We start from the raw sequence: 21,846 nt of genomic DNA, 5'->3' as shown, positions 1-21,846 counted from the left end.
ACCAGCTACGAGCCGCTTCCGCCAGGCCGTGCACCAGGGCGCTGGTCACCGGTGACAGCCCGTCACCGCCGGGCAACGGGCTGCGCGGGCTGATGCCGCGCACGCGCGGGGACAGCTCCAGCTGGGTACCGCCGTCGCGCACCCGGTTCACCGGGTTGCCCGGATGCAGCCCGCGCAACTCCGGCGGGATGTCCTCGAGGTCGGTGATCACCTGATAGCCGGTCAACTGGATGTGCCGGGCCAGGTGCGCGGCCAACGCACGGTTGCGCCCGCCGGCCAGCAGCTGGGTGCTGCGCCCGATGCGGCCGTAGCCGTGCAGCGACACCGCAACGTCGACGTGGTCGAGGAATTCGGCGAGCCGTGGTGACTCGGCCGGGTCGAATCGCGCCGACGGCAGGTGGTGCGGGTAGTGGTCGGGGTGACGCAGGACGTACACCGACGCGTCGGCGGCGTCGGCCGCGCGTTCGGCGATCACGTCGGTCATCTCCTCCAGCCCGCCGCCGTGGATGGCGAGGAAGCCGAAGCGCGAACGCAATTGGCTGGCCTCGCTCACCCCGGGTTCACTCAGCAACGCTGAAAGGGATTGCGGCGCAGGCCCGGACGCCAACGCACGCCGCGGCCAGCGTGCGGGATCCCAGCGGCGCAAGAAGTCGATCCAGCGTGGCGGCAAACCGTGCTCAACGGCACCGTCGATGATCTTGGGCAGGTAGCCAGGCCGGGGCGGACCCGGTGTCACGCGATGGTCGATGTAGACCCACGCCGGCGACGGCCCGACGTCGCTGTGCACGGTCAGCCGGTCCCGCCGGTAGCGCACCGGCACGCCTTCGGCGCTGTCGAGGGTCGCCAGGTCACCGTCGGAGATCTGCCAGATCACGCCATGCACCTGATTGCCGGCGCACGGTTCGACCGTGGCCACACCGCGCTGGTTGATCAACCAGTCGTGATCGGACAGGACGGCCGGCCGCGGATCGGCGGCGTCGGGACACCGCAGCGCCATCTGCCTGACGCACAGGTTCGAGCCATATGCGAAGTAGGCATGCCGGCGGGCCGGCATTTAGCCGGTCACCGTCAGCCAGATGAGCACCACGTTAAGCAGACTAATCATTACGCCGACGGCCCAACCAATAATCGTCGTGACGCGATGATTGGTGTCGTCACCCATCAGCTCGCGGTCACTGGTCAGCTTCACCAGGGGAAGGACCGCGAACGGTATGCCGAACGACAGCACGACCTGAGAGAGCACCAGGGCGCGCGTGGGGTCGAAGCCGAACGCGAGGATCGCCAGGGCGGGGCACACGGTGATCAAGCGGCGCAGCAGCATCGGGATCCGGCGGTGCAGCAGGCCTTGCATGATCATGGCGCCGGCGTAGGCGCCCACCGACGACGAGGCCAGCCCGGACGCCAGCAACCCCACGGCGAACAGCACCGCGATGGTCGGGCCCAGCGTGTGGTGGATCGCGGAGTAGGCGCCCTCGATGGACGCGCTGATGTCGCGGTGCTGCAGGTTGATCGCGGCGACCAGCAGCATCGCGGCGTTCACCGTTCCCGCGACGGCCATCGCCAGCACGACGTCCAACCGGGTCACCCGCAGCAGCAGGCGTCGATGCGCGCCCTCGGCGGGATGCCCGTGCCGGTCAAGCACCAGGCCCGAATGCATGTACACCGCGTGCGGCATCACGGTGGCGCCCAGGATGGCGGCGGCAAGCAGGACGCTCTCGGTGCCCCGGAATCGCGGCACCAGCCCGCCGAGCACGGCGTCGGGCGGCGGGGTCTTCACGAAGAAGCTGGCCGCGAACCCGATGGCGATGACCAGCAGCAGTCCGGTGATGACACGCTCGAAGATGATCTGCCCGCGCCGGTCCTGGATGGCCAGCAGCAGCAGGGACACCACCCCGGTGATGACCCCGCCGAGCAGCAGCGGCAAGTCGAACAGGATCCGCAATGCTATTGCGCCGCCGACGATTTCGGCCATATCCGTCGCGATCGCCACCAGTTCGGCCTGAGCCCAGTAGACCAGCCGGACCGGGCGGCTCATCCGCTTGCCGATGGCCGCGGGCAGCGAGCGTCCGGTCACCAGGCCGAGCTTGGCCGACAGGTACTGCACCAGGCCGGCCAGCGCGTTGGCCACCACGATGACCCACAGCAGCAGGTACCCGAACTGGGCGCCGGAGCTGACGTTGGCGGCGACGTTGCCCGGATCGACGTAGGCGATCGCGGCGACGAAGGCAGGCCCGAGCAGATACCAGCTGCTCTTGAGCGTGGCCTGGCTGCTCTGCGTCAACGTGCACCCTCGATTCACACGGCCGAATAAGAAAGTGAGGTTAGCCGAACACTGTGGGTACGCCGAAGGACACCCACTGGTGGTCCACGTCTCGCCGGGCGCCGGTGACGCCCTCGTCCCACGTGCACCCTGCTATACCCGCGGGTGCGGCCGCCTACTCGGGCAGGTAGAGCCCCTTGCCGGTGATCAGCGGCAGGTCGAGCGTCGTCACGATTCCCGGCTCGGCGGCCACCACGGCCGGAATCGCATTGACCACCCGCATCGCGGTGGCGACCAGCCCGGCGTGGTTGTGGTCGCCCTTGCGGCTGCTCAGGCAGATGTCCATGGCGTAGGACGGTTCGCCGGTGATCTCGATGCGGTAGGACCCGCCGTGCTGGGCGGGCTGTGGCCACTCGGGGCACAGGTCCTCGCGCAGCCGGGTGACGTGTTCCAGGACGACGACGGGGTCGCCGTTGACCATGCCGAACACCTCGAAGCGCAGCGCGGCGGCGCTGCCCTTCGGGATATGCCCCGACGCGATGTCGAAGTCCTCGGGCGCCGGCACCCGCACGTACTCCTGCGCGACCGAGTCGAGCGAGATGCCCAGGCCCGCCGCCAGCTGGCGCACCACCGAGCCCCACGCCAGGCTCAGCACGCCGGGCTGCAGCAGCATGGGGATCTCGTCGAGCGGCTTGCCGAAACCCATCACGTCGAACATGACGGCGGCGCTGTCATAGGTGGCGTAGTCGACGATCTCCATGCAGCGAATCTGCTGGATGTTCTGACAGGTGCCGGCCAGCGCCAGCGGCAGCAGGTCGTTGGCGAAGCCGGGATCGATCCCGTTGACATAGACGCTCGAATTGCCTTCGCGCGCAGCGTCTTCGATGGGCTTGATGAGCTCCTCGGGGATGACCTCCCAGGGGTATTGCAAGAAGACCGGGCCGCTGCCGACGATGTTGATGCCGGCCGCCAGGACCCGCCGGTAGTCCTCCAGCGCCTCGGGCAACCGGTTGTCGGCGAGCGCGTTGTAGACGGCGCATTGCGGTCCGGTGGCAAGCACGGCGTCGAGGTCGGTGCTGGCCAGCACGCCGGTCGAATCGGGAAGTCCGGCAAGCTCCGCCGCGTCCTTTCCGGCCTTGGCGTCCGATGACACCCAGACGCCCTTGAGGTCGAACGCCGGGTTGGTGATGAGCGCTCGCAGCGCGTGGACGCCGACGTTGCCGGTGCCTAATTGGACGACGGGGATTCCCATGACGGGCTCCTTAGTGGGTGGTTGGTTCACGACCGCGAGCAGACGCAAAGTCGCATGAACTGCGGGGCGCGCATGCGAGTTTGCGTCTGCTCGCGCGTCAAGCGGTCACAGATCCGGGACGGGGATGTCGAGGTTGGGATAGGTGAGGCCGCCGTCGACCTCCAGCGTCTTACCGGTCAGGAAGCTGCCGGCCGGGGACGCCAAATACACTGCGGCCGCCGCGATGTCGACGGGATCGCCGAGCCGGCGCATGGGGGTGGCCTTCTCCATCGGCGCGCGCAGCTCGTCGTTGGATGCGACCACGTCCAGCGCGGAGGTGAGGATCGATCCCGGCGCGATCGCGTTCACCCGGATGCGCGGGCACAGGTCCAGGGCGGTCAGCCGGGTGTAGTGGGACAGCGCGGCCTTGGCGGTGCCGTAGGCGGCGAAGCCGCGGCCGGCCAGCCGGCCCATGGTGGAGGTGATGTTGATGATGCTGCCCTCACCGGAGTGCTCGAGCATGAGGGGCACCGACGCGACGGTCAACGCGTGGGCGGTGGCGACGTTGAAGGTGAACGCGTCCTTGAGGTCCTTGGTCGAGGTGGTCAGCAACGTGTTCGGCATGGTTCCGCCGACGTTGTTGACGACGATGTCTAGTCTCCCGAAGGCCTCCACCGCCTGGCCGGCCAGTTCCGCGGTGGCCTCCGGGTGGGCGAGATCGGCGGCGACGATGTGCGCCCGCCGGCCCGCCGCGCGAACCTGTTCGGCGACGCCTTCTAGTTGCGATTCCGTGCGCGAGGCGATGAGGACGTCGGCGCCCGCCTCGGCGAAAGCCAGCGCGATGGCCGCCCCGAGGCCGCGGCCGGCACCGGTGATGACGGCGACTTTGTCGTCGAGACGAAATCTGTCCAGGATCATTGCGGCCTCTCTTCGCCCAAGTTGTCAGCCGACACGGTAGCAAGCCGCGCCGTGTCGGATGCGGCATTTCTGGAACAGGTTCTACTTTTGCATATGGGCGAGGAGGCGCAATGCCCCACGCCCATTCCCGGCCCGCCGGAACCAATCGGTCGAAATTGTGTGTGGACACCGTGCGGGGACGGACTCGGCGCATCTCGCGTCCACTGCGAGAACATTCACCCGGCGTTAGCCTCTTAGTGCCGACCGTTTGGCCGGCGCGCACGGCTATCGAATGGTGACGATAATGTCCGAGTTTTTCCGTCGGGGAACATATTGGGGCTGAATCGATTTGGCGCCGCGCTGAGCGCCGCGACCGTCCTGGTGCTGTCCGGCTGTGGGAGTAATGACAACGCGACGGGCGAACGTCCCGCGCCGGGCACGTCGGCCGCCAAGGTGGCCTGTGGCGGGGCCAAGTCGCTGAAGGCGAGCGGGTCGACCGCCCAGGCCAACGCGATGACCCGCTTCGTCAAGGCGTTCGAGCAGGCCTGCCCGGGCCAGACGCTGAACTACACGCCCAACGGCTCGGGCGCGGGAATCGGTGAATTCACCGGTAACCAAACCGATTTCGCGGGGTCCGACTCGCCGCTGGCCCCCATCGAATACTTCGCGGCGCGCCAGCGCTGCGGTTCGCCGGCGTGGAATTTGCCGGTCGTGTTCGGTCCGATCGCGATCAGCTACCACGTCAACGGAGTGACGTCGCTGAATCTGGACGGTCCGACGGCCGCCAGGATATTCAAGGGGGACGTCACCGCCTGGAACGATCCGGCCATTGCGGCGCTGAACCCGGGCGTCGCTTTTCCCGCCGAGCCAATCCGGGTGATCTTCCGCAACGACCAGTCGGGCACCACGGACAATTTCCAGAAATACCTGGATTCCGCGGCCAACGGCGTCTGGGACAAGGGCGTCGGCAAGACGTTCAACGGCGGTGTCGGTGAGGGGGCCAAGGGCAACGACGGCACGTCGGCGGCGGTCAAGGCCACCGAGGGGTCGATCACCTACAACGAGTGGTCGTTCGCCCTGGCGCAAAAGCTCAACATGGCCAGGATCGTCACCTCGGCGGGCCCGGACGCGGTGGCGATCAGCGCCGATTCGGTGGGCAAGACGATCGCAGGCGCGGACTTCACCGAGGAGGGCAACGACCTGGTCGTCGACACCTTCTCCTTTTACCGGCCGACCCAGCCCGGTTCCTACCCGATCGTGCTCGCGACGTACGAGATCGTCTGTTCGAAGTATCCGGATCCCCAGGTCGCAGCGGCCGTGAAGGCGTTCCTGCAAAGCACCGTCGGCGCGGGGCAGAACGGCCTGGCGGACAACGGCTACATTCCCGTTCCCGAGTCGTTCAAGTCCAGGTTGTCGGCGGCAATCGACGCAATTTCGTGACCCCTCCCGCCCCGGCGTGCGGCTCGCCCGCAAGCCGCCTTGGCCAGCGACAATCGGCCGACGGCAATTTGCCCAACGTTAACCTTCTTGCTGTTAGCTTCCTTGCTGCGAGAGACGGCTCGTCGCCGGACAGCGGCTAAGAGAACGTCGCCAATCACGTTTCATCCCTACCGTTAGGAAGTGACTTGAAACTCAACCGATTCGGTGCCGGGCTGAGCGTCCTGACCGCTGCTGCGCTGGCGTTGTCGGGGTGCGGAAGCGACAACAATGCCAACGGCGGGAGCGGCGGGACGAGCGGCTCGGCGTCGGGCAAGGTCAGCTGCGGCGGAAAGAAGACCCTGAAGGCCAGCGGGTCGACCGCCCAGGCCAACGCGATGACCCGCTTCGTCAACGCCTTCGAACAGGCCTGCCCAGGCCAGACGCTGAACTACACCGCCAATGGGTCGGGTGCCGGAATCAGTGAATTCAACGGCAACCAAACGGATTTCGGTGGCTCGGACTCGCCGCTCGCGGCCAAGGAATACGCCGCGGCGCAGCAGCGGTGCGGCTCCCCGGCGTGGAACCTGCCGGTGGTGTTCGGCCCGATCGCCATCACCTACAACGTCAAGGGCCTGAGTTCGCTGAGCCTGGACGGTCCCACCGCGGCGAAGATCTTCAACGGCGCCATCACGACGTGGAACGACCCGGCGATCGCGGCGCTGAACTCCGGTGTCACGTTGCCCGCCGAGCCGATCCATGTGGTGTTCCGCAACGACGAATCCGGGACCACGGACAACTTCCAGAAGTACCTTGACGCCGCCTCGAACGGCGCGTGGGGCAAGGGCGCCGGCAAGACGTTCAAGGGCGGTGTCGGCGAGGGCGCCAAGGGCAACGACGGCACGTCGGCGGCCATCAAGGCCACCGAAGGGTCGATCACCTACAACGAGTGGTCGTTCGCCGAGGCGCAGAAACTGGACATGGCCAAGGTCGTCACGTCGGCCGGCCCGGACGCCGTGGCGATCAGCGCCGACTCGGTCGGCAAGACCATCTCCGGCGCCAAGATCAGCGGGCAGGGCAACGACCTGGTGCTGGACACGCTCTCCTTCTACAAGCCGACGCAGCCCGGGTCCTACCCGATCGTGCTGGCGACGTACGAGATCGTCTGCTCGAAGTATCCCGACTCCCAGGTCGGCACGGCGGTGAAGGCGTTCCTGCAAAGTACGATCGGTGCGGGGCAGAGTGGCCTGGCCGACAATGGGTACATTCCCATCCCGGATTCGTTCAAGTCGAGACTGTCGGCTTCGATCAACGCCATCACGTGATTTGAGGTGGTCGTGACCCGAGGAGCGGTAGCCAGCCCGTCGACCACGGAAAAGCCCGCGCTCAAGGCGCTGGGGACACCGTCAGGTCGACGGGGTGACCGGCTGTTCAAGTCAGCGGCCGCCGCTGCCGGTTCGACGATCGTGGCCGCGATCGTGCTGATCGCGGTGTTCCTGCTGATTCGAGCCGTTCCGTCGTTGCGGGCCAACCACGCGAACTTCTTCACCAGTGCCCAATTCAGCACCACCGAGCCGGGCAAGCTCGCGTTCGGCATCCGCGACCTGTTGATGGTCACGGTGCTCAGCTCGCTCACCGCGCTGGCGCTGGCGGTGCCGATCGCGGTGGGAATCGCGGTGTTTCTCACCCAATACGCACCGAAGCGGCTGGCTCGCCCGTTCGGGGCGATCGTCGACCTGCTGGCCGCGGTGCCCTCGATCATCTTCGGGTTGTGGGGCATCTTCGTGCTGGCGCCCAAGATCGAGCCCGTCGCGGCGTTCCTCAATCGCCACCTGGGCTGGTTCTTCCTGTTCAAGCAGGGCAACGTGTCGCTGGCCGGTGGCGGCACCATCTTCACCGCGGGCATCGTGCTTTCGGCGATGATCCTGCCGATCATCACGTCGGTATCGCGTGAGGTGTTCCGGCAGACCCCGCCCATCCAGATGGAAGCGGCGCAGGCGCTGGGGGCCACCAAGTGGGAGGTGGTGCGGATGACCGTGCTGCCGTTCGGCCGCAGCGGCGTGATCGCGGCGTCCATGTTGGGATTGGGCCGGGCGCTCGGCGAAACCGTGGCGGTGCTGATCATCTTGCGTTCCGCCGCCCGCCCCGGAAACTGGTCGCTGTTCGACGGCGGCTACACGTTCGCCTCGAAAATCGCCTCGGCGGCAGCCGAATTCAGCGAACCGCTGCCCACCGGCGCCTACATCGCCGCGGGATTCGCGCTGTTCGTCTTGACGTTCGTCGTCAACGCGCTGGCCCGCGCCGTCGCCGGCGGGAAGGTCAACGGATGACGGTCAACGTGTTCGACCGGCCGGTCAAAGCACAGGCGTTCCGGCCCGTCAGCGTCCGGCGGCGGCTCACGAATGACGCGGCGACGGTCTTCTTCGTCGCCTCCTTCCTCATCGCGCTGGTGCCGCTGGTCTGGGTGCTGTCGGTCGTGATAGCCCGGGGCTGGTACGCGGTCACCCGGACGGGTTGGTGGACTCACTCGCTGCACGGCATCCTGCCGGAGCAGTTCGCCGGCGGGATCTACCACGCGCTGTACGGGACCGTGGTGCAGGCCGGGGTGGCAGCGCTGCTGTCCGTGCCGCTGGGGCTGATGACCGCGGTCTTCCTGGTGGAATACGGGTCGGGCCGGCTGGTACGGCTGACGACGTTCATGGTCGACGTGCTCGCCGGGGTGCCCTCGATCGTCGCCGCGCTGTTCATCTTCAGCCTCTGGATCGCCACGCTGGGATTCCAGCAGAGCTCGTTCGCCGTCTCGCTGGCGCTGGTCTTGCTGATGCTGCCGGTGGTGGTGCGGTCCGCCGAGGAGATGCTCAGGTTGGTGCCCGACGACCTGCGGGAGGCCAGCTACGCGCTCGGCGTACCCAAGTGGAAGACCATCTTGCGGATCGTGTTCCCGATCGCCATGCCCGGCATCGTCTCCGGCGTCTTGTTGTCCGTCGCGCGGGTCATCGGCGAAACCGCTCCCGTGCTGGTGCTGGTGGGCTACAGCCGCTCGATCAACGTCGACATCTTCCACGGGAACATGGCCTCGCTGCCGCTGCTGATCTACACCGAACTCACCAATCCCGAGCACGCCGGCTTCCTGCGCATCTGGGGTGCGGCGCTGAGCCTGATCATCATGGTCGCCGTGATCAACCTGATCGCGGCGGCGACCCGGTTCCTGGCGGCCCGCAGGCGCTGAGCACGCGCCCGGTCGGGTTCAGGACTTCGCCGCGGCCTTCTTGGCGGGTGTCTTCTTCGCCGCCGTCTTCTTCGCGGTGGTCTTCTTGGCGGCCGTTTTCTTGGCCGGTGCCTTCTTGGCGGGAGCCTTGCCGTCACCCGAACGCGCCTTCACGCTGGCCTCCAGCTTGGCCAGCAGGTCGGACACGTCCTCGGTCTCGTCGAGTTCCTTCGGCTGTTCCTCGGTGGTAAAGGCCTCGCCGCCTTCGAGTTTCGCGTCGATCAGCTCCTGGAGCTGCTCCTGGTAGGTGTCGTGATAGCGGTCCGGGTTGAACTCTTCGGCCATCGACTCCACGACCTGACCGGCCATTTTCAGTTCCGCCGGCTTGATCTCGACCTCCTTGTCGAGCACCGGGAAGTCGGGGTCACGGATCTCGTCGGGCCACAGCAGGGTGTGCACCATCATCACGTCGCGTTTGCCGAAGTCCTTGACGCGCAACGCCGCCAGCCGCGTCTTGTTGCGCAGGGTGAAGTGGACGATCGCCATCCGATCGGTCTCGGCGAGCGTCTTCGCGAGCAGCACATACGATTTCGACGATTTGGAATCCGGCTCCAGGAAGTAGCTGCGGTCGAACAGCATCGGGTCGACCTCTTCGGCCGGAACGAATTCCAGCACCTCGATCTCCCGGCTGCGTTCTTCGGGCAAGGTGGCGATGTCGTCGTCGGTGATGATGACCATCTGGCCGTCGTCGGATTCGAAGGCCCGGGCGATGTCTCGGTATTCGACGACCTCCCCGTCCACCTCGCACACGCGTTGGTATCGGATGCGGCCGTTGTCCTTGGCGTGCACCTGATGGAACTTGATGTCGTGGTCCTGGGTGGCGCTGTACACCTTGACCGGGACGTTGACCAGCCCGAACGCGATCGAGCCCTTCCAGATGGAGCGCATGTAAGTCAGTATGCCCATACTGTTCGCCGGCTAACAGGACGCGGGGCCGTTGCGCCCAGCTCGTGACCGCATCGAAGCCGGCCGGGAAGCTAGCGCCGGTTTGCCTGCGCCCGCAGCTCGGCGCGGTCGGGCAGCTGCGCCCCGGCGCGGCCCACGGTCGCCGCAGACGACAGCGTGGCCGCCTCGAGCGCTCCGGTCAGGGCGTCGATCGAGATGCGGCGCAGGGCGGCGCGCCGGTCGGCGCCCAACAAGTCCATCCCCCAGAGCGCGTCCAGCAGGCCGACCGTGAAGGCGTCGCCGGCGCCCACGGTGTCCACCACCTGGACCGGCCTGGCGGCCACGCGCGCCTCGCCGGCCGAACACAGCGCAACCGCGCCGCGGGCCCCCATCGTCACCACGACGATCGCCGGCCCCGACGCCAGCCACGCCCGGGCCGTCTGCTCGGGCTCGTGCTGGGGATCGATCCAGCGCAGGTCCTCGTCGCTGACCTTCACGACGTCGCTGCGCTCGGCCAGGTGCTCGATGCGCGCGCGGGCCGAATCGCGGTCGGTGATCAGCGACGGACGCACGTTGGGATCGAAGGTGATCGTGGCCGACAGGCGGTAGGCGTCGACCAACGCCGCGACCGCCAGGCAGCCCGGCTCGCGTACGGCGGCGATGGACCCGGTGTGCACCAACACCGGCGGGGGGACCTCGGGCGTGCCGGAAAGTCGCCACTGTAGGTCAAACGTGTAGGTGGCCGAGCCATCAGCGGACAGAGTCGCTACCGCGGTCGGCGTCCGGGTGGCCGAAACGCTGCCCGGGACAAGCTGTGCGCCAGCAGTTTTCACGTAGTCGGCGATGCGCCGCCCCTGTCGGTCGTCGGCGATGTGGGTCAGGAAATCGATATCGCGGCCCAGCAGGCCGAGCCCGACGGCGACGTTGAGCGGACTGCCGCCGACATGCTCGTCGCCGTTGACGATGTCGATCAGCGATTCGCCGATCACCAGGCCGCGGGTCATCGCACCAGAGCCTCCAGCGTCGCCCGAGCTCCCTTGTGGTGCAACGAATCCAGGGCCCAGCAATACGCCTCGACAAAGCGTGGTTGGTGGGCCAGATCGCAGAACACGGCGGTCACTTCGATGAACGCGGTGGGGTTCCGGTTCTGCGATCGGGCGATCGGGATGAGCGAATCCGCGAGCTGGTCCACCACCTCATACGGCTTTCCCCATTCGTCGGTGCCCTCCGCGTAGCGCGCCCAACTCGCCACCGCCGCGGCCGCCAGTTGAACCGGACCGCCGTTGGCCAGGTTGTCGCAGATGACGGGGAACAGCCATTTCGGGATGCGGTCCGACGAGTAGGCGCAGATGCGCGCGACGGTGTCGCGCACGGCCGGGTTGGCGAACCGCTCGACCAGCGTGCGGCCGAATTCGTGCAGGTCGATTCCGGGCACCGGCGGCAGGGTGGGGATGGCCTCGGCGTCGAAGTAAGAGAGCAAGAATGTGGCGAAGAGTGGATCGCGCGCCGCCTCGTGGACGAACTGGAAGCCGCACAGATGGGCGAAGTAGGCCAGGCACTGATGCCCCGCGTTGAGTAGCCGCAGCTTCATCAGCTCGTATGGGCGCACGTCGTCGACCATCAGCACCCCGGCCCGCTCCAGTGGAGGCCTGCCGTCGGCGAAGTCGTCTTCGATCACCCACGCGGTGAACGGTTCGGCCACCACCGGCCACCGGTCGTCGACGCCGAAGTCGCGCCGCACCTCCGCGGCCATCTCCAAAGTCGTTGCCGGAGTGATGCGATCGACCATCGAACTGGGGAAGCGGGCGTTCTCCGCCACCCACTCGGCCAACGCGGGATCCCTGCGTTCGGCGCTGGCGAGCACGGTGCGCTTGGCGACCTCGCCGTTGTTCTCGATGTTGTCGCAGGAAACGACCGTCGGTGCGGGGACTCCGCGATCGCGCCGCCTGGCGAGCGCCTCGGTGATCAACGCGAACGCCGGCCCGTCGGGATCGCGGTACCCACCTTCGGTGATGGTCAGCGAAATGATCCGGGTGGAGGCCGCGGCGAGCACCTCCAACGCTGATTCGGGATCGTCCGGGGCGTAGCGGTAGTCGACGATCGACCCGATCACTTGCGCGTCCCGGCTGCCGTCGGGGTTCTCCAAAATCAGCGTGTACAGCCCGTCCTGACCGTTGAGGACGTCGCGCATCGTCCAGTCGGCGGGCATCACGCCCACGCCGCAGATACCCCATTCGCGTGCCAGCCCCTGCTGCAGCAGCAGGTTGATGTACGCAGCCTGATGCGCGCGGTGGAAATGACCGGCGCCGATATGCGCGATGCCGACGGTCACGTCCCCGCGGTCATAGTTCGGCGCCTCGATCGGCAGTTCGGACAGCGACGCATTGTTCAGGTTGATCGCGCCAGCCACCATTGGCCAACTCCTCACCGGGCCACGGCCCCGATCGTTACCGGGTTCGCGGCACCTCTCGACGGTATGACGGCCCCGGGCCGAAGCCCAGCGGCTTGGACCATCCGATGCCCCTAGGTGAGCGGGGGACCCCCCGCCGGCACGGCCGACGACAGCAGGACATCGGCGAGCGCACGCCACGAATGGGTTATCGCGACTGCCCCGGCATCGATCAAATCCTCTCGGCGGCAATCCCGTTCGTCAGGTGGCACAAACATCAGGTTGCCCACCGTGGCGTAGCCGGCCGCGACCGCGGAGCTCACGCCGGCGACGGAGTCTTCGATGGCGAGGCCTTGTTCTGCCGCGACGCCCATCACCTGACCGGAATGCAGATAGACCGCCGGATCGGGTTTGCTTGTCGGCACCGCAAGCGAATCCTCCGCGCTGAAGGTCAGCGCCTCGGGTATCAGCGAGTCGATGCCGGTGGCGGCGAAGCAGGCGCGCAGGCGCTTGGTGGCGCTGGAGCTCACGGCAGCGAGCGCGTAGCGGGGCGCGAGGTCGCGCAGCGGTTCGAGCACCCGCGGGTCGGGGGTCAGCGTGACGGCGAGATGCGCGGTGACCCGTTCGCGCTCTTCGCGCACCCACTGCTCGAGTTCGTCGGCGGACAACGCGTTGCCCTTCGCCACGTCCTGGGCTGAGGCAACCACCGCCGCGGGAAGGCCGTGCGCCAACGTCTGATCGAGCGGCAGCCGGCACTGGGTCGCCAGGTCGAGGGCCATCGCGCGGAAGTTCTTCCCGACGGCCCGCTTACGCAACTCCTCCGAGTCGAGCGGGGCGGTCACGCCGAACCTGGCCAGGAAACGATTCATCACATCGGTCGACGCTTCGAACGCCGGCCTTTCCGAAGCGAACAGGTTGTCGTCGGCGTCACACAGCAAGGTGGTGATCGGCGCCGGGTCGAACGCGCGCACAAAGGTCAGGTGAGCGTTCATCGTGACACCAACTCTCGCTCGTCGTTGCGCATCGCGTCACGCAACGTGGGCACCACGCCGCGCGTGTCGATATCGGCGATCATGTCGCCCAGGCGCCGCGCGAAACCGGGAACGGCGCGTAGCTCGGCGAACATCGCATGCCGCAGCAGGGGGTCAGGGTTGTTGCCGGCCATGTTCGCCAATTTAGCCACCGGTATCGCCTGCGAGTCCTCGAGGCGGAGCCGGCGGCCCTGCAGGTCGTGGCCCCGCATGTACCGGGCCCACCCGGCAACAGCCAACGTCAGCAGCGTGTGCGGTCTGCCCTGCGCGATCGCCTCCTGCAGGGACGGCAGCACGAAGGAAGTGATTTTGGTCGTCCCCCGCCGGGCCAGCCGCGACAATTGGTCGCTCATGCTGGGATTGCTGAGCCGATCGAGCAAGGTGGCGCGGTACTGCGGGGTGTTCATCCCCGGCACGGCCGGCAGCAACGGCTGAATCTCCTCGCGCAGCAGTGTCTCGACGTAGTCGCATATGACGCGGTTCCGCATCGCTTCGTCGGTGCGCTGGTAACCGGCCAGGGTCGCCAAACACGCTAGCGCGATATGGGTTCCGTTGAGCAGGCGCGTCTTGATCAGCTTGTGGTCGCTGACGTCGGCAACGAATTCGGCCCCGACCTCCTCGAGCGGCGGCCGACCGTTGCTGAACGAATCCTCGATCACCCATTGGCGATACGGTTCGGTCACGACCGGACACTTGTCGGCCACGCCGAACGTCTGCTCGACGAACTCGCGCTCCGAAGTCGACGTTTGCGGGGTGATGCGATCGACCATCGTCGACGGGAACGCGACGTGCCTTTCGATCCAGCGGGCAAGCCCCGGGTCCTTGCACGCCGCGAACGAGATCAACGCGGTTCTCGCCGGCCGGGTGTCGCCGGGAATGTTGTCGCAGCAGAGCACGGTGAACGGTGCGAACCCTGCGCGGCGGCGCCGGTCGAGAGCCTCGGCCAGGTACCCCCACGCGGTGGCGTAACCACCGGACGCGACCAGGTCGGCGCGCACGTCGGGATGATCGGCGTCGAATTGGTCGGTGACCGGATCCAGGAAGTATCCGTTGTCGGTGATCGTCAGGCTGACTATTCGGGTTTGCGGATCTGCCAGCGCCGCGCGCACGGCCGCGCCGTCGTGCGGCGCGAAATGAACCGACCCGATCGAACCCACCACGCGGGCGGTCTGGCCGTCGTGGCCGCGCTGAACCACTGTGTAAAGCCCGTCCTGTGCCGACAGCAGGTCTTTGGCCCCCGGCGAGTGGAGGCTCACACCGGTAACGCCCCAACGGTGCGAAATCCCCGAGCGGGCAAGGTCGTCGAAGTACACGGCTTGATGGGCGCGATGAAAGTTGCCCGCGCCGATGTGAACGACACCGCGCTGCAGGGCCGACCTCTCGTATGTGGGTACCGCGATTCGCTGGGAGTGCAGTCGCAGGGTGGCATTGCTGAGGGGGACGCCGCTTGCTGGACGTCTGGGCGTTGTGCGCATCGCTATCCCGTGCCCGTGGTGCCCGCGGGTCTAACGTCTTCGTAACCGATGTCACAGAAATTTACGTTTGAGACATAATCCGTGGTGGGTAACGATGATCACTGGTCAGACGCGTAAGTTGACAACATGGCACCGCGGGTGAAACTCACCAACGCCGACAAGGTGCTCTACCCCGCCACCGGGACGACCAAGCGGGACGTCTTCGACTATTACACCCGGATCGCCGAGGTGATGATCCCGCATATCGCGGGGCGCCCGGCCACCCGCAAGCGCTGGCCGAATGGCGTTGAGGAGTCATCGTTTTTCGAAAAGCAGCTGGCTTCCTCTGCGCCGGAATGGTTGCCCCGCGCCAGCGTCAAGCACCGTTCGGGAACTACGACGTACCCGATCATCGACAGCCCCGACGGGCTGGCCTGGATCGCGCAACAGGCCGCGCTGGAAGTGCACGTGCCGCAATGGCGGTTCGTCGCCGAGTGGACGCGAAGCAAGGCCGAAGAGCTCAAGCCCGGCCCGGCGACCCGACTGGTGTTCGATCTCGATCCCGGTGAAGGCGTGACCATGGCCCAGCTGGCAGACGTGGCCCACGCCGTTCGCGACCTCATCGACGGCATCGGGCTGACCCTGTTCCCGCTCACCAGCGGCAGCAAAGGCCTGCACCTCTACGCCCCGCTGGCGGAACCGGTGAGCAGCAAGGGCGCGACCGTGTTGGCGAAACGTGTTGCCCAGCAATTGGAAAAGTCGATGCCCAAGCTGGTCACCTCGACCATGACGCGAAGCCTGCGCGCGGGCAAGGTGTTCCTCGACTGGAGCCAGAACAACGGCGCCAAAACCACGATCGCGCCGTATTCGCTGCGCGGACGCGAACACCCGACGGTCGCGGCCCCGCGCACGTGGGAGGAGATCGACGACCCTGCGACGCTGCGGCAGTTGCGCTACGACGAGGTGCTGGACCGGGTCGCCCGCGAGGGCGATCTGCTGGCGGCGCTGGACAACGACGTCGCCGTCGCGGACCGGTTGACCAGGTACCGCAGCATGCGGGACGCGTCGAAGACCCCGGAGCCGGTTCCGCGGACGAAACCTCGTACCGGCCACGGCAATTCATTCGTCATCCAGGAGCACCACGCCCGCCGGCTGCATTACGACTTCCGGCTGGAGAAAGACGGCGTGCTGGTGTCGTGGGCGGTGCCGAAGAACCTCCCCGAAACCACATCGGTGAACCATCTGGCGGTACACACCGAGGACCATCCGCTGGAATACGCCACGTTCGAGGGCAACATCCCCAGGGGGGAGTACGGCGCCGGGAAGGTGCTCATCTGGGACGCCGGAACGTATGAGGCGGAGAAATTTCACGACGACGAGGTGATCGTGAATCTGCACGGCAACAAGGTCACCGGGCGCTACGCGCTGATCCAAACCAACGGCGACCAGTGGCTGGCGCACCGCATGAAGGACCAGAAGACCTTCGACTTCGACGGGATCGCGCCGATGCTCGCCACCCACGGTTCGATCGCGGCGTGCAAGGCGAGCCAGTGGGCGTTCGAAGGCAAATGGGACGGCTACCGACTGCTCGTCGAAATCGACCACGGCGGCCTGCGGGTGCGGTCCCGCCGCGGTCGCGAGGTCACCAACGAATACCCCCAATTGCGTTCGTTGGCAACCGATCTGGCCGATCATCACGTAGTGCTCGACGGGGAGGCCGTCGTCCTGGACGCCGCCGGGGTGCCCAGCTTCCACGCGATGCAGAACCGGGGGCGCGGCAGCCGCGTGCAATTCTGGGCGTTCGACCTGCTCTACCTCGACGGTCGCTCGCTGCTGCGGGCGCGCTACCAAGATCGTCGAAAGCTGTTGGAAACACTCGCCGGCGGCAGCGAGCTCATCGTGCCCGAGTTGCTGCCCGGCGACGGGAAACAGGCGCTGGAGCACTCCGGCAAGCATGGCTGGGAGGGCGTGGTCGCCAAGAGGCGGGACTCCACCTACCAACCGGGCCGACGCTCGGCGTCCTGGATCAAGGACAAACATTGGAACACCCAGGAAGTGGTCATCGGCGGCTGGAAGGCCGGCGAGGGCGGCCGCAGCAGCGGCATCGGCTCCCTGTTGATGGGCATCCCCACCGACGGCGGCCTGCACTTCGCCGGGCGGGTCGGTACCGGGTTCACCGAACGTGGCCTGGCGAGCCTGAAGAAGACGCTGGCTCCCCTGCACACCGAGCAATCCCCGTTCAACCCACCGCTTCCCCGCAGCGAGTCCAGGGGTGTGACGTTCGTCGAGCCGGTGCTGGTGGGAGAAGTGCGCTACAGCGAGTGGACGCCGGATGACCGCCTACGCCAATCGAGTTGGCGAGGCCTACGGCCGGACAAGGAACCGAGTGAGGTGGTGCGGGAATGAAATGGGTGACCTACCTCGACGCCGGTGGCGAACGCACCGGGGTGCTCGCCGACGAAGATATCTACGCGATGCCCGCCGGCGTGACCCTTCTCGACCTGATCGGCCGTGGCGCGGAAGGCTTGCGCGCCGCCGGCGAAGAGGCGTTGCGTGCCCCCGCGGCGACCGTGCGGCTGGACGCGGTGCGGCTCTTGGCGCCGATCCCGCGCCCGCCGTCCATCCGCGACTCGCTGTGCTTTCTGGATCACATGCGCAACTGCCAGGCCGCGCTCGGTGCCGGGCGCACCCTCGCCGACACCTGGTATCGCATACCCGCGTTCTACTTCGCCTGTCCGGCAACGGTCTTGGGTCCATACGACGACGCTTCCGCCGCCCCCGGAAGCGCTTGGCAGGACTTCGAATTGGAGATCGCCGCGATCATCGGAACCGGTGGACGCGACCTGACCGTCGACCAAGCCGAGCGGGCCATCATCGGCTACACCATCTTCAACGACTGGTCGGCACGCGACCTGCAACAGCTGGAAAGCCAACTCGGGATCGGGCAGGGCAAGGGCAAGGACAGCGGCGTCACGCTGGGCCCCTACCTGGTGACACCCGACGAGCTCGCGCCGTACGGCCGCGCCGGCCGACTGGACCTGCGGGTGACCGCCCTGGTCAACGACGCCGTGATCGGTTCGGGGTCGACCGCTCAAATGGATTGGAGCTTCGGCGAAGTCATCTCCTACGCCTCGCGCGGCGTGACCCTCGCCCCCGGCGACGTCATCGGCTCAGGCACCGTCCCGACGTGCACGCTCGTCGAGCACCTGAACCCAGCGGCGCCGGGCTCATTCCCCGGCTGGCTGCACGACGGCGACGTGGTCACGCTCCGGGTGCAGGGACTCGGGGAGACCCGGCAGACGGTGCGCGCCAGCGCCGCGCCCCACCCGTTGGCGGCCCGACCCAATCCGGACGCCGCGCCCGCGGCGCCGCGGGTGAACCGGGCACCCGCGAAGGTGCCCTATACCCGCGGCCTGCACCAGGTCGCCGATCGGGTATGGGCGTGGACGCTGCCCGACGGAGGCTACGGGTGGAGCAACGCCGGACTGGTCGCCGGCGACGGCGCGTCGCTGCTCGTGGACACGCTCTTCGATCTGGCGCTGACCCGGGAAATGCTTGCGGCGATGCGGGATATCACCTCGGCGGCGCCCATCACCGACGCGCTGATCACCCACTCCAACGGGGACCACACCCACGGCAACCAGCTGCTCGGCGCCTCGGTGCGGATCATCGCCGCGCGGGGGACCGCCGAGGAGATCGCGCACGGCATGGCGCCCGAGATGCTGGCGATGGCGCAGACCGCGAACCTCGGTCCCGTCGCGACCCCCTACACGCGAGACCGCTTCGGACACTTCGACTTCAGCGGCATCACTGTGCGCAACGCCGACCAGACGTTCGACCGCGAAATGACGATCGAGGTCGGTGGGCGGCGCATCGACCTGTTGAACCTCGGCCCCGCGCACACCGCCGCCGATTCGGTGGTGCACGTGCCCGACGCGGGCGTGCTCTTCGGCGGCGATCTGCTGTTCATCGGCTGCACCCCGATCGTGTGGGCCGGCCCGATCTCGAACTGGATCGCCGCGTGCGACACGATGATCGCGCTCGACGCGGCGACGGTCGTGCCCGGACACGGCCCCGTCAGCGATCCCGACGGAATCCGTGCGGTGCGTGGATATCTCGCCCATGTCTCCGAACAAGCTGAGGCCGCATACCGCCGCGGGCAGTCGTGGTCCGAGGCCGCCGATACCATCGATCTCGGTGAGTACGCCTCCTGGCTGGATGCCGAGCGCGTCGTCGTCAACGTCTATCAGCGGTACCGCGAACTCGACCCGCAGACCCCGCAGCTGGAGGTCATGGCCCTGCTGGTGATGCAGGCCGAATGGCTGGCCAAGCGGGGCTAAAGCCGCACGGCCCGCACGAATTTGATCGTGGTCGCCGGCACCTGGTCTGCGGCCTGCCCCAGGTCCGGCAGCCCGGCCGCGGAGAACAGATCGGTGAGCCGCGATTCGGTGGTCTCCCAACCGTTCTCATGCAGATGCGCGGCGACATCGGTGTGCTCGCCCGGATACGTCAAGGTGCTCAGGTCCATTTCGAGTCCGTGCCGTCGCCAGCCCTCGGTCATCCGCCGCGCTTGTTCCTCGGCCGCCGGGGACGTGCCGGTCACGGTGCCGTAATCCGCGGCGAACCGGCTGCCCTCGGCGGACAGCGGGATGATGGAGTCCAGCAGCCGGATCTCGGCGTCCGGCGGGAGCCACCCGATCAGCACGCCCTCGGCGAGCCATGCCGTGGGATGGGCCGGATCGAAGCCCTGCTCCTGCAGCGCGGCCGGCCAATCGTCGCGCAGGTCGATCCCGACGTCGCGAAGCTTGGCGGTCGGCGCCGCCCCGATCTCCGACATCGTCGCCGCCTTGAACGCGATCACCTCGGGCTGATCGATTTCGTACACCGTCGTCCCGATCGGCCAGCGCAGCCGGTAGGCGCGCGCGTCGAGCCCTGACGCCAGGATCACCACCTGGAGCAGCCCGGCCTGCCCCGCCGCGGCGAAATAGTCGTCGAAATACCGGGCGCGGGCGGCGAACGTGTCGACCATCCGGTGAAAGCCGACGCTCTGCTCGAGCTCATCGGGATCGAGCTCGCCGCTGGCGAGCCGGGTGAACACCTCCAATCCCACGGCACGCACCAGCGGCTCGGCGAAGTCGTCCGTGATGACCGGCTGCGGACGCTTGCTTGCGGCGGCCCGGGCGGCGGCGACCATGGTGGCCGTCGCTCCCACGCTGTTGGCCAGGTCCCAGCTGTCACCCTCGGTTCGTGCCATGGCTTCTCCTTCAGTTGTGGCGGCCAAACCACGGTATGCCCCGCCGGTGAACACTGGCGTCGCCTACGGTTCCCCCTATGCCCGCAGTGGAATTCGAAACCCTCGAAGACGACATCGCCCGTATCACGCTGAACCGCCCCGAGCGCCTCAACGCCATCGACGGATCGCTGATCGACGGCGTGCACCACGCCCTTGACCAGCTCGGTGGCGGCGAGTTCAGGGCCGCGATCCTGACCGGCGCCGGACGCGGATTCTGCGCCGGGGCGGATCTGAGCGGCACCGGTGAACCGTGGACCAAGCCCAAACCGACGACCCCGCCCTTCAAGGTCAACTACGACTCCCAGGTTCGCCTGGCCGACCTGTTCACCCGGATCTACGAGCTGCCCATTCCGGTGATTGCCGCCGTCAACGGCGTGGCGGTCGGGGGAGGGTTGGCGTTCACGCTGGTGTCCGACGTCCGGGTCGCGTCCGAGCACGCCCGGTTCGGGTCCGCGTTCATCAAGGCGGGCTTCTCGTCGATGGACATGGGCACCAGTTACCTGCTGCCGAAAATCGTCGGCGCAGGCGTGGCGCGCGAACTGATGCTCTCCGGCCGCATCATCGACGCGGCCGAGGCCTACCGCATCCATCTGGTGCACGAGGTGGTGGCCCCCGACGACCTGATGCCGGCCGCGCTGCGGGTGGCCCGCTCGATCACGGAGAACAACGCCTACGGCGTGTGGCAAACCAAGATCGGCCTCAACGCGGCGCTGGACGCGCCCAGCCTGCGGCACGCCATCGAGATCGAGAACCGCACCCAGATCCTCAGCGGCTTCACCAACAACCCCGTCGAGGCGGCCACCGCCCACATGGAGAAGCGGGCGCCGAAGTGGGATCCGCTGTGAGGGCTAGACCTTCGCGATGACGTTTTCGGCGAACATCTCGAGGTTGCGGATCTTGTTCTCCAGCGGCTCGGTGTCCTTGCCCTTGATGTAGGGGATGCGAAAGCCGACGATGGCGTCGGTGACGCCTTTGTCCTCGAGGCGTTTGATCCCGTCGACGGTGTAGGCGTCGGCCGAGATGACGTGAATCTGGAACGGCCCCGTCTTACCCGCCTCTTCGCGATACCGCTTGAGCTTGGCGATGAGCCCGTCGAGTTCCTCCGGGTCACCGCCCCCGTGCATCCAGCCGTCCAGGCGGGCCGCGCGGCGCAGGGCCGCGTCGGCGTGCCCGCCGATCAGGATCGGGATCGGCTGGGTGGGAGCCGGCGTCATCTTCGTCTTCGGGATGTCATAGAACTCGCCGTGGAACTCGAAGTAGTCGCCGGTGGTCAGGCCCTGGATGATCTCGATGCATTCGTCCATGCGCTTGCCGCGTTTGGCGAATGGGACGCCCAGCAGTTCGTAGTCCTCCGGCCATGGGCTGGTGCCGACACCGAAGCCCACCCGGTTGTTGGTCAGCGCGGCCAGCGAACCGATCTGCTTGGCCACCAGCGCAGGCGGCCGGATGGGCAGCTTGAGCACGAAGAAGTTGAAGTGCAGCTTCGTCGTCACCGCACCCAACGCCGCTGTCAGCACGAAGGTTTCGATGAACTCCTTGCCGTCCAGGAACTCGCGATCGCCGTCGGGGGTGTACGGGTACTTCGAATCCGACTCGAAGGGGTAGGCAATGCTGTCAGCGATCGTCATCGCGTGGTACCCGGCCGCCTCGGCCGCCTGGGCCAGCGGGATGTAGTACCTGTGGTCGGTCATCGCCTCCGCGTAGGTGAACCGCACGTCATCT

At 67.3% G+C, this 21,846-nt stretch carries 18 protein-coding genes; 7 read left to right on the top strand and 11 right to left on the bottom strand.

Features of this window, described 5'->3' with window-relative positions; all coding sequences use genetic code 11:
* The 4 genes from A9X03_RS07860 to A9X03_RS07845 form a co-directional block, all read right to left on the bottom strand.
* Positions 1 to 1,054: poly-gamma-glutamate hydrolase family protein (locus tag A9X03_RS07860; RefSeq protein ID WP_068260472.1), on the bottom strand; the 1,054-nt coding region annotated here is incomplete at its 3' end.
* Positions 1,055 to 2,299, bottom strand: coding sequence for an Nramp family divalent metal transporter (locus tag A9X03_RS07855; RefSeq protein WP_369807417.1), 1,245 nt, complete (start codon positions 2,297 to 2,299; stop codon positions 1,055 to 1,057).
* Between the two features lie 136 nt (positions 2,300 to 2,435).
* Positions 2,436 to 3,512 (bottom strand): diacylglycerol kinase, encoded by a 1,077-nt coding sequence (locus tag A9X03_RS07850; RefSeq protein WP_068260469.1) that lies wholly within the window; start codon positions 3,510 to 3,512, stop codon positions 2,436 to 2,438.
* Positions 3,513 to 3,617: 105 nt separating this feature from the next.
* Positions 3,618 to 4,409 (bottom strand): SDR family oxidoreductase, encoded by a 792-nt coding sequence (locus A9X03_RS07845; RefSeq protein WP_067753703.1) that lies wholly within the window; start codon positions 4,407 to 4,409, stop codon positions 3,618 to 3,620.
* 312 nt (positions 4,410 to 4,721) lie between these two features.
* On the opposite strand from A9X03_RS07845, the gene pstS (A9X03_RS07840) reads away from it, so the two are divergent.
* The 4 genes from pstS (A9X03_RS07840) (at position 4,722) to pstA (ending at position 9,033) form a co-directional block, all read left to right on the top strand.
* Complete coding sequence (gene pstS, locus A9X03_RS07840; protein ID WP_067780525.1) at positions 4,722 to 5,828, top strand: phosphate ABC transporter substrate-binding protein PstS; 1,107 nt, start codon at positions 4,722 to 4,724, stop codon at positions 5,826 to 5,828.
* A 185-nt stretch (positions 5,829 to 6,013) separates the two neighbouring features.
* A complete protein-coding gene (gene pstS / locus A9X03_RS07835) occupies positions 6,014 to 7,129 on the top strand; it encodes a phosphate ABC transporter substrate-binding protein PstS (RefSeq protein WP_067753697.1) in 1,116 nt (371 codons plus the stop codon).
* Between the two features lie 6 nt (positions 7,130 to 7,135).
* Complete coding sequence (gene pstC / locus A9X03_RS07830) at positions 7,136 to 8,134, top strand: phosphate ABC transporter permease subunit PstC (protein ID WP_067753694.1); 999 nt, start codon at positions 7,136 to 7,138, stop codon at positions 8,132 to 8,134.
* Entirely contained in the window at positions 8,131 to 9,033 is a 903-nt protein-coding gene (pstA, locus tag A9X03_RS07825; RefSeq protein ID WP_067753691.1) for a phosphate ABC transporter permease PstA, read from the top strand. Before pstC ends, pstA begins: the two co-directional genes overlap by 4 nt.
* Before the next feature lie 18 nt (positions 9,034 to 9,051).
* Here pstA and A9X03_RS07820 read toward each other — a convergent pair whose 3' ends face one another.
* The 5 genes from A9X03_RS07820 to A9X03_RS07800 all read right to left on the bottom strand — a co-directional run bounded on the left by A9X03_RS07820 (position 9,052) and on the right by A9X03_RS07800 (position 14,852).
* Complete coding sequence (locus A9X03_RS07820; RefSeq protein WP_068260467.1) at positions 9,052 to 9,960, bottom strand: Ku protein; 909 nt, start codon at positions 9,958 to 9,960, stop codon at positions 9,052 to 9,054.
* A gap of 89 nt (positions 9,961 to 10,049) precedes the next feature.
* Positions 10,050 to 10,961: a carbohydrate kinase gene (locus A9X03_RS07815; RefSeq protein ID WP_067888277.1), complete on the bottom strand. Its 912-nt coding sequence runs from the start codon at positions 10,959 to 10,961 to the stop codon at positions 10,050 to 10,052.
* A complete protein-coding gene (locus tag A9X03_RS07810) occupies positions 10,958 to 12,370 on the bottom strand; it encodes a mannitol dehydrogenase family protein (RefSeq protein ID WP_067888280.1) in 1,413 nt (470 codons plus the stop codon). Before A9X03_RS07810 ends, A9X03_RS07815 begins: the two co-directional genes overlap by 4 nt.
* A 110-nt stretch (positions 12,371 to 12,480) precedes the next feature.
* Positions 12,481 to 13,338: an HAD family phosphatase gene (locus A9X03_RS07805; protein ID WP_067753678.1), complete on the bottom strand. Its 858-nt coding sequence runs from the start codon at positions 13,336 to 13,338 to the stop codon at positions 12,481 to 12,483.
* Complete coding sequence (locus A9X03_RS07800; RefSeq protein WP_067753675.1) at positions 13,335 to 14,852, bottom strand: mannitol dehydrogenase family protein; 1,518 nt, start codon at positions 14,850 to 14,852, stop codon at positions 13,335 to 13,337. The genes A9X03_RS07805 and A9X03_RS07800 overlap by 4 nt, the downstream gene beginning before the upstream one ends.
* 126 nt (positions 14,853 to 14,978) lie before the next feature.
* On the opposite strand from A9X03_RS07800, the gene A9X03_RS07795 reads away from it, so the two are divergent.
* Together A9X03_RS07795 and A9X03_RS07790 are read left to right on the top strand one after the other, a co-directional pair.
* On the top strand, positions 14,979 to 17,237 hold the full coding sequence (locus A9X03_RS07795; protein ID WP_068260464.1) for an ATP-dependent DNA ligase: 2,259 nt from the start codon (positions 14,979 to 14,981) through the stop codon (positions 17,235 to 17,237).
* Entirely contained in the window at positions 17,234 to 19,171 is a 1,938-nt protein-coding gene (locus A9X03_RS07790; RefSeq protein WP_068260460.1) for a fumarylacetoacetate hydrolase family protein, read from the top strand. The genes A9X03_RS07795 and A9X03_RS07790 overlap by 4 nt, the downstream gene beginning before the upstream one ends.
* Here the strand turns inward: A9X03_RS07790 and A9X03_RS07785 are convergent.
* Complete coding sequence (locus A9X03_RS07785) at positions 19,168 to 20,085, bottom strand: SAM-dependent methyltransferase (RefSeq protein WP_067753665.1); 918 nt, start codon at positions 20,083 to 20,085, stop codon at positions 19,168 to 19,170. The two genes, A9X03_RS07790 and A9X03_RS07785, sit on opposite strands and share 4 nt — an antisense overlap.
* Before the next feature lie 86 nt (positions 20,086 to 20,171).
* On the opposite strand from A9X03_RS07785, the gene A9X03_RS07780 reads away from it, so the two are divergent.
* A complete protein-coding gene (locus A9X03_RS07780; protein ID WP_197498969.1) occupies positions 20,172 to 20,969 on the top strand; it encodes an enoyl-CoA hydratase/isomerase family protein in 798 nt (265 codons plus the stop codon).
* 3 nt (positions 20,970 to 20,972) lie between these two features.
* Here A9X03_RS07780 and A9X03_RS07775 read toward each other — a convergent pair whose 3' ends face one another.
* A complete protein-coding gene (locus A9X03_RS07775; RefSeq protein ID WP_067753658.1) occupies positions 20,973 to 21,839 on the bottom strand; it encodes an LLM class flavin-dependent oxidoreductase in 867 nt (288 codons plus the stop codon).
* Between the last annotated feature and the right edge of the window lie 7 nt (positions 21,840 to 21,846).

Origin of the sequence: Mycobacterium sp. E1715, from assembly GCF_001667625.1 — a bacterium.
GTDB lineage: Bacteria > Actinomycetota > Actinomycetes > Mycobacteriales > Mycobacteriaceae > Mycobacterium.
The sequence above is the reverse complement of the archived record's forward strand: the minus strand, read 5'-3'. Positions and strand labels throughout refer to the sequence as shown.

What these genes read in the sequence shown, in the direction of transcription:
- pstA (WP_067753691.1), top strand. Translation starts at nt 8,131, where the DNA reads ATGACGGTCAACGTGTTCGACCGGCCGGTCAAAGCACAGGCGTTCCGG.
- A9X03_RS07820 (WP_068260467.1), bottom strand. Translation starts at nt 9,960, where the DNA reads ATGCGCTCCATCTGGAAGGGCTCGATCGCGTTCGGGCTGGTCAACGTC.
- A9X03_RS07790 (WP_068260460.1), top strand. Translation starts at nt 17,234, where the DNA reads ATGAAATGGGTGACCTACCTCGACGCCGGTGGCGAACGCACCGGGGTG.
- A9X03_RS07800 (WP_067753675.1), bottom strand. Translation starts at nt 14,852, where the DNA reads ATGCGCACAACGCCCAGACGTCCAGCAAGCGGCGTCCCCCTCAGCAAT.
- A9X03_RS07785 (WP_067753665.1), bottom strand. Translation starts at nt 20,085, where the DNA reads ATGGCACGAACCGAGGGTGACAGCTGGGACCTGGCCAACAGCGTGGGA.
- A9X03_RS07810 (WP_067888280.1), bottom strand. Translation starts at nt 12,370, where the DNA reads ATGGTGGCTGGCGCGATCAACCTGAACAATGCGTCGCTGTCCGAACTG.
- A9X03_RS07845 (WP_067753703.1), bottom strand. Translation starts at nt 4,409, where the DNA reads ATGATCCTGGACAGATTTCGTCTCGACGACAAAGTCGCCGTCATCACC.
- A9X03_RS07815 (WP_067888277.1), bottom strand. Translation starts at nt 10,961, where the DNA reads ATGACCCGCGGCCTGGTGATCGGCGAATCGCTGATCGACATCGTCAAC.
- A9X03_RS07850 (WP_068260469.1), bottom strand. Translation starts at nt 3,512, where the DNA reads ATGGGAATCCCCGTCGTCCAATTAGGCACCGGCAACGTCGGCGTCCAC.
- A9X03_RS07805 (WP_067753678.1), bottom strand. Translation starts at nt 13,338, where the DNA reads ATGAACGCTCACCTGACCTTTGTGCGCGCGTTCGACCCGGCGCCGATC.
- A9X03_RS07795 (WP_068260464.1), top strand. Translation starts at nt 14,979, where the DNA reads ATGGCACCGCGGGTGAAACTCACCAACGCCGACAAGGTGCTCTACCCC.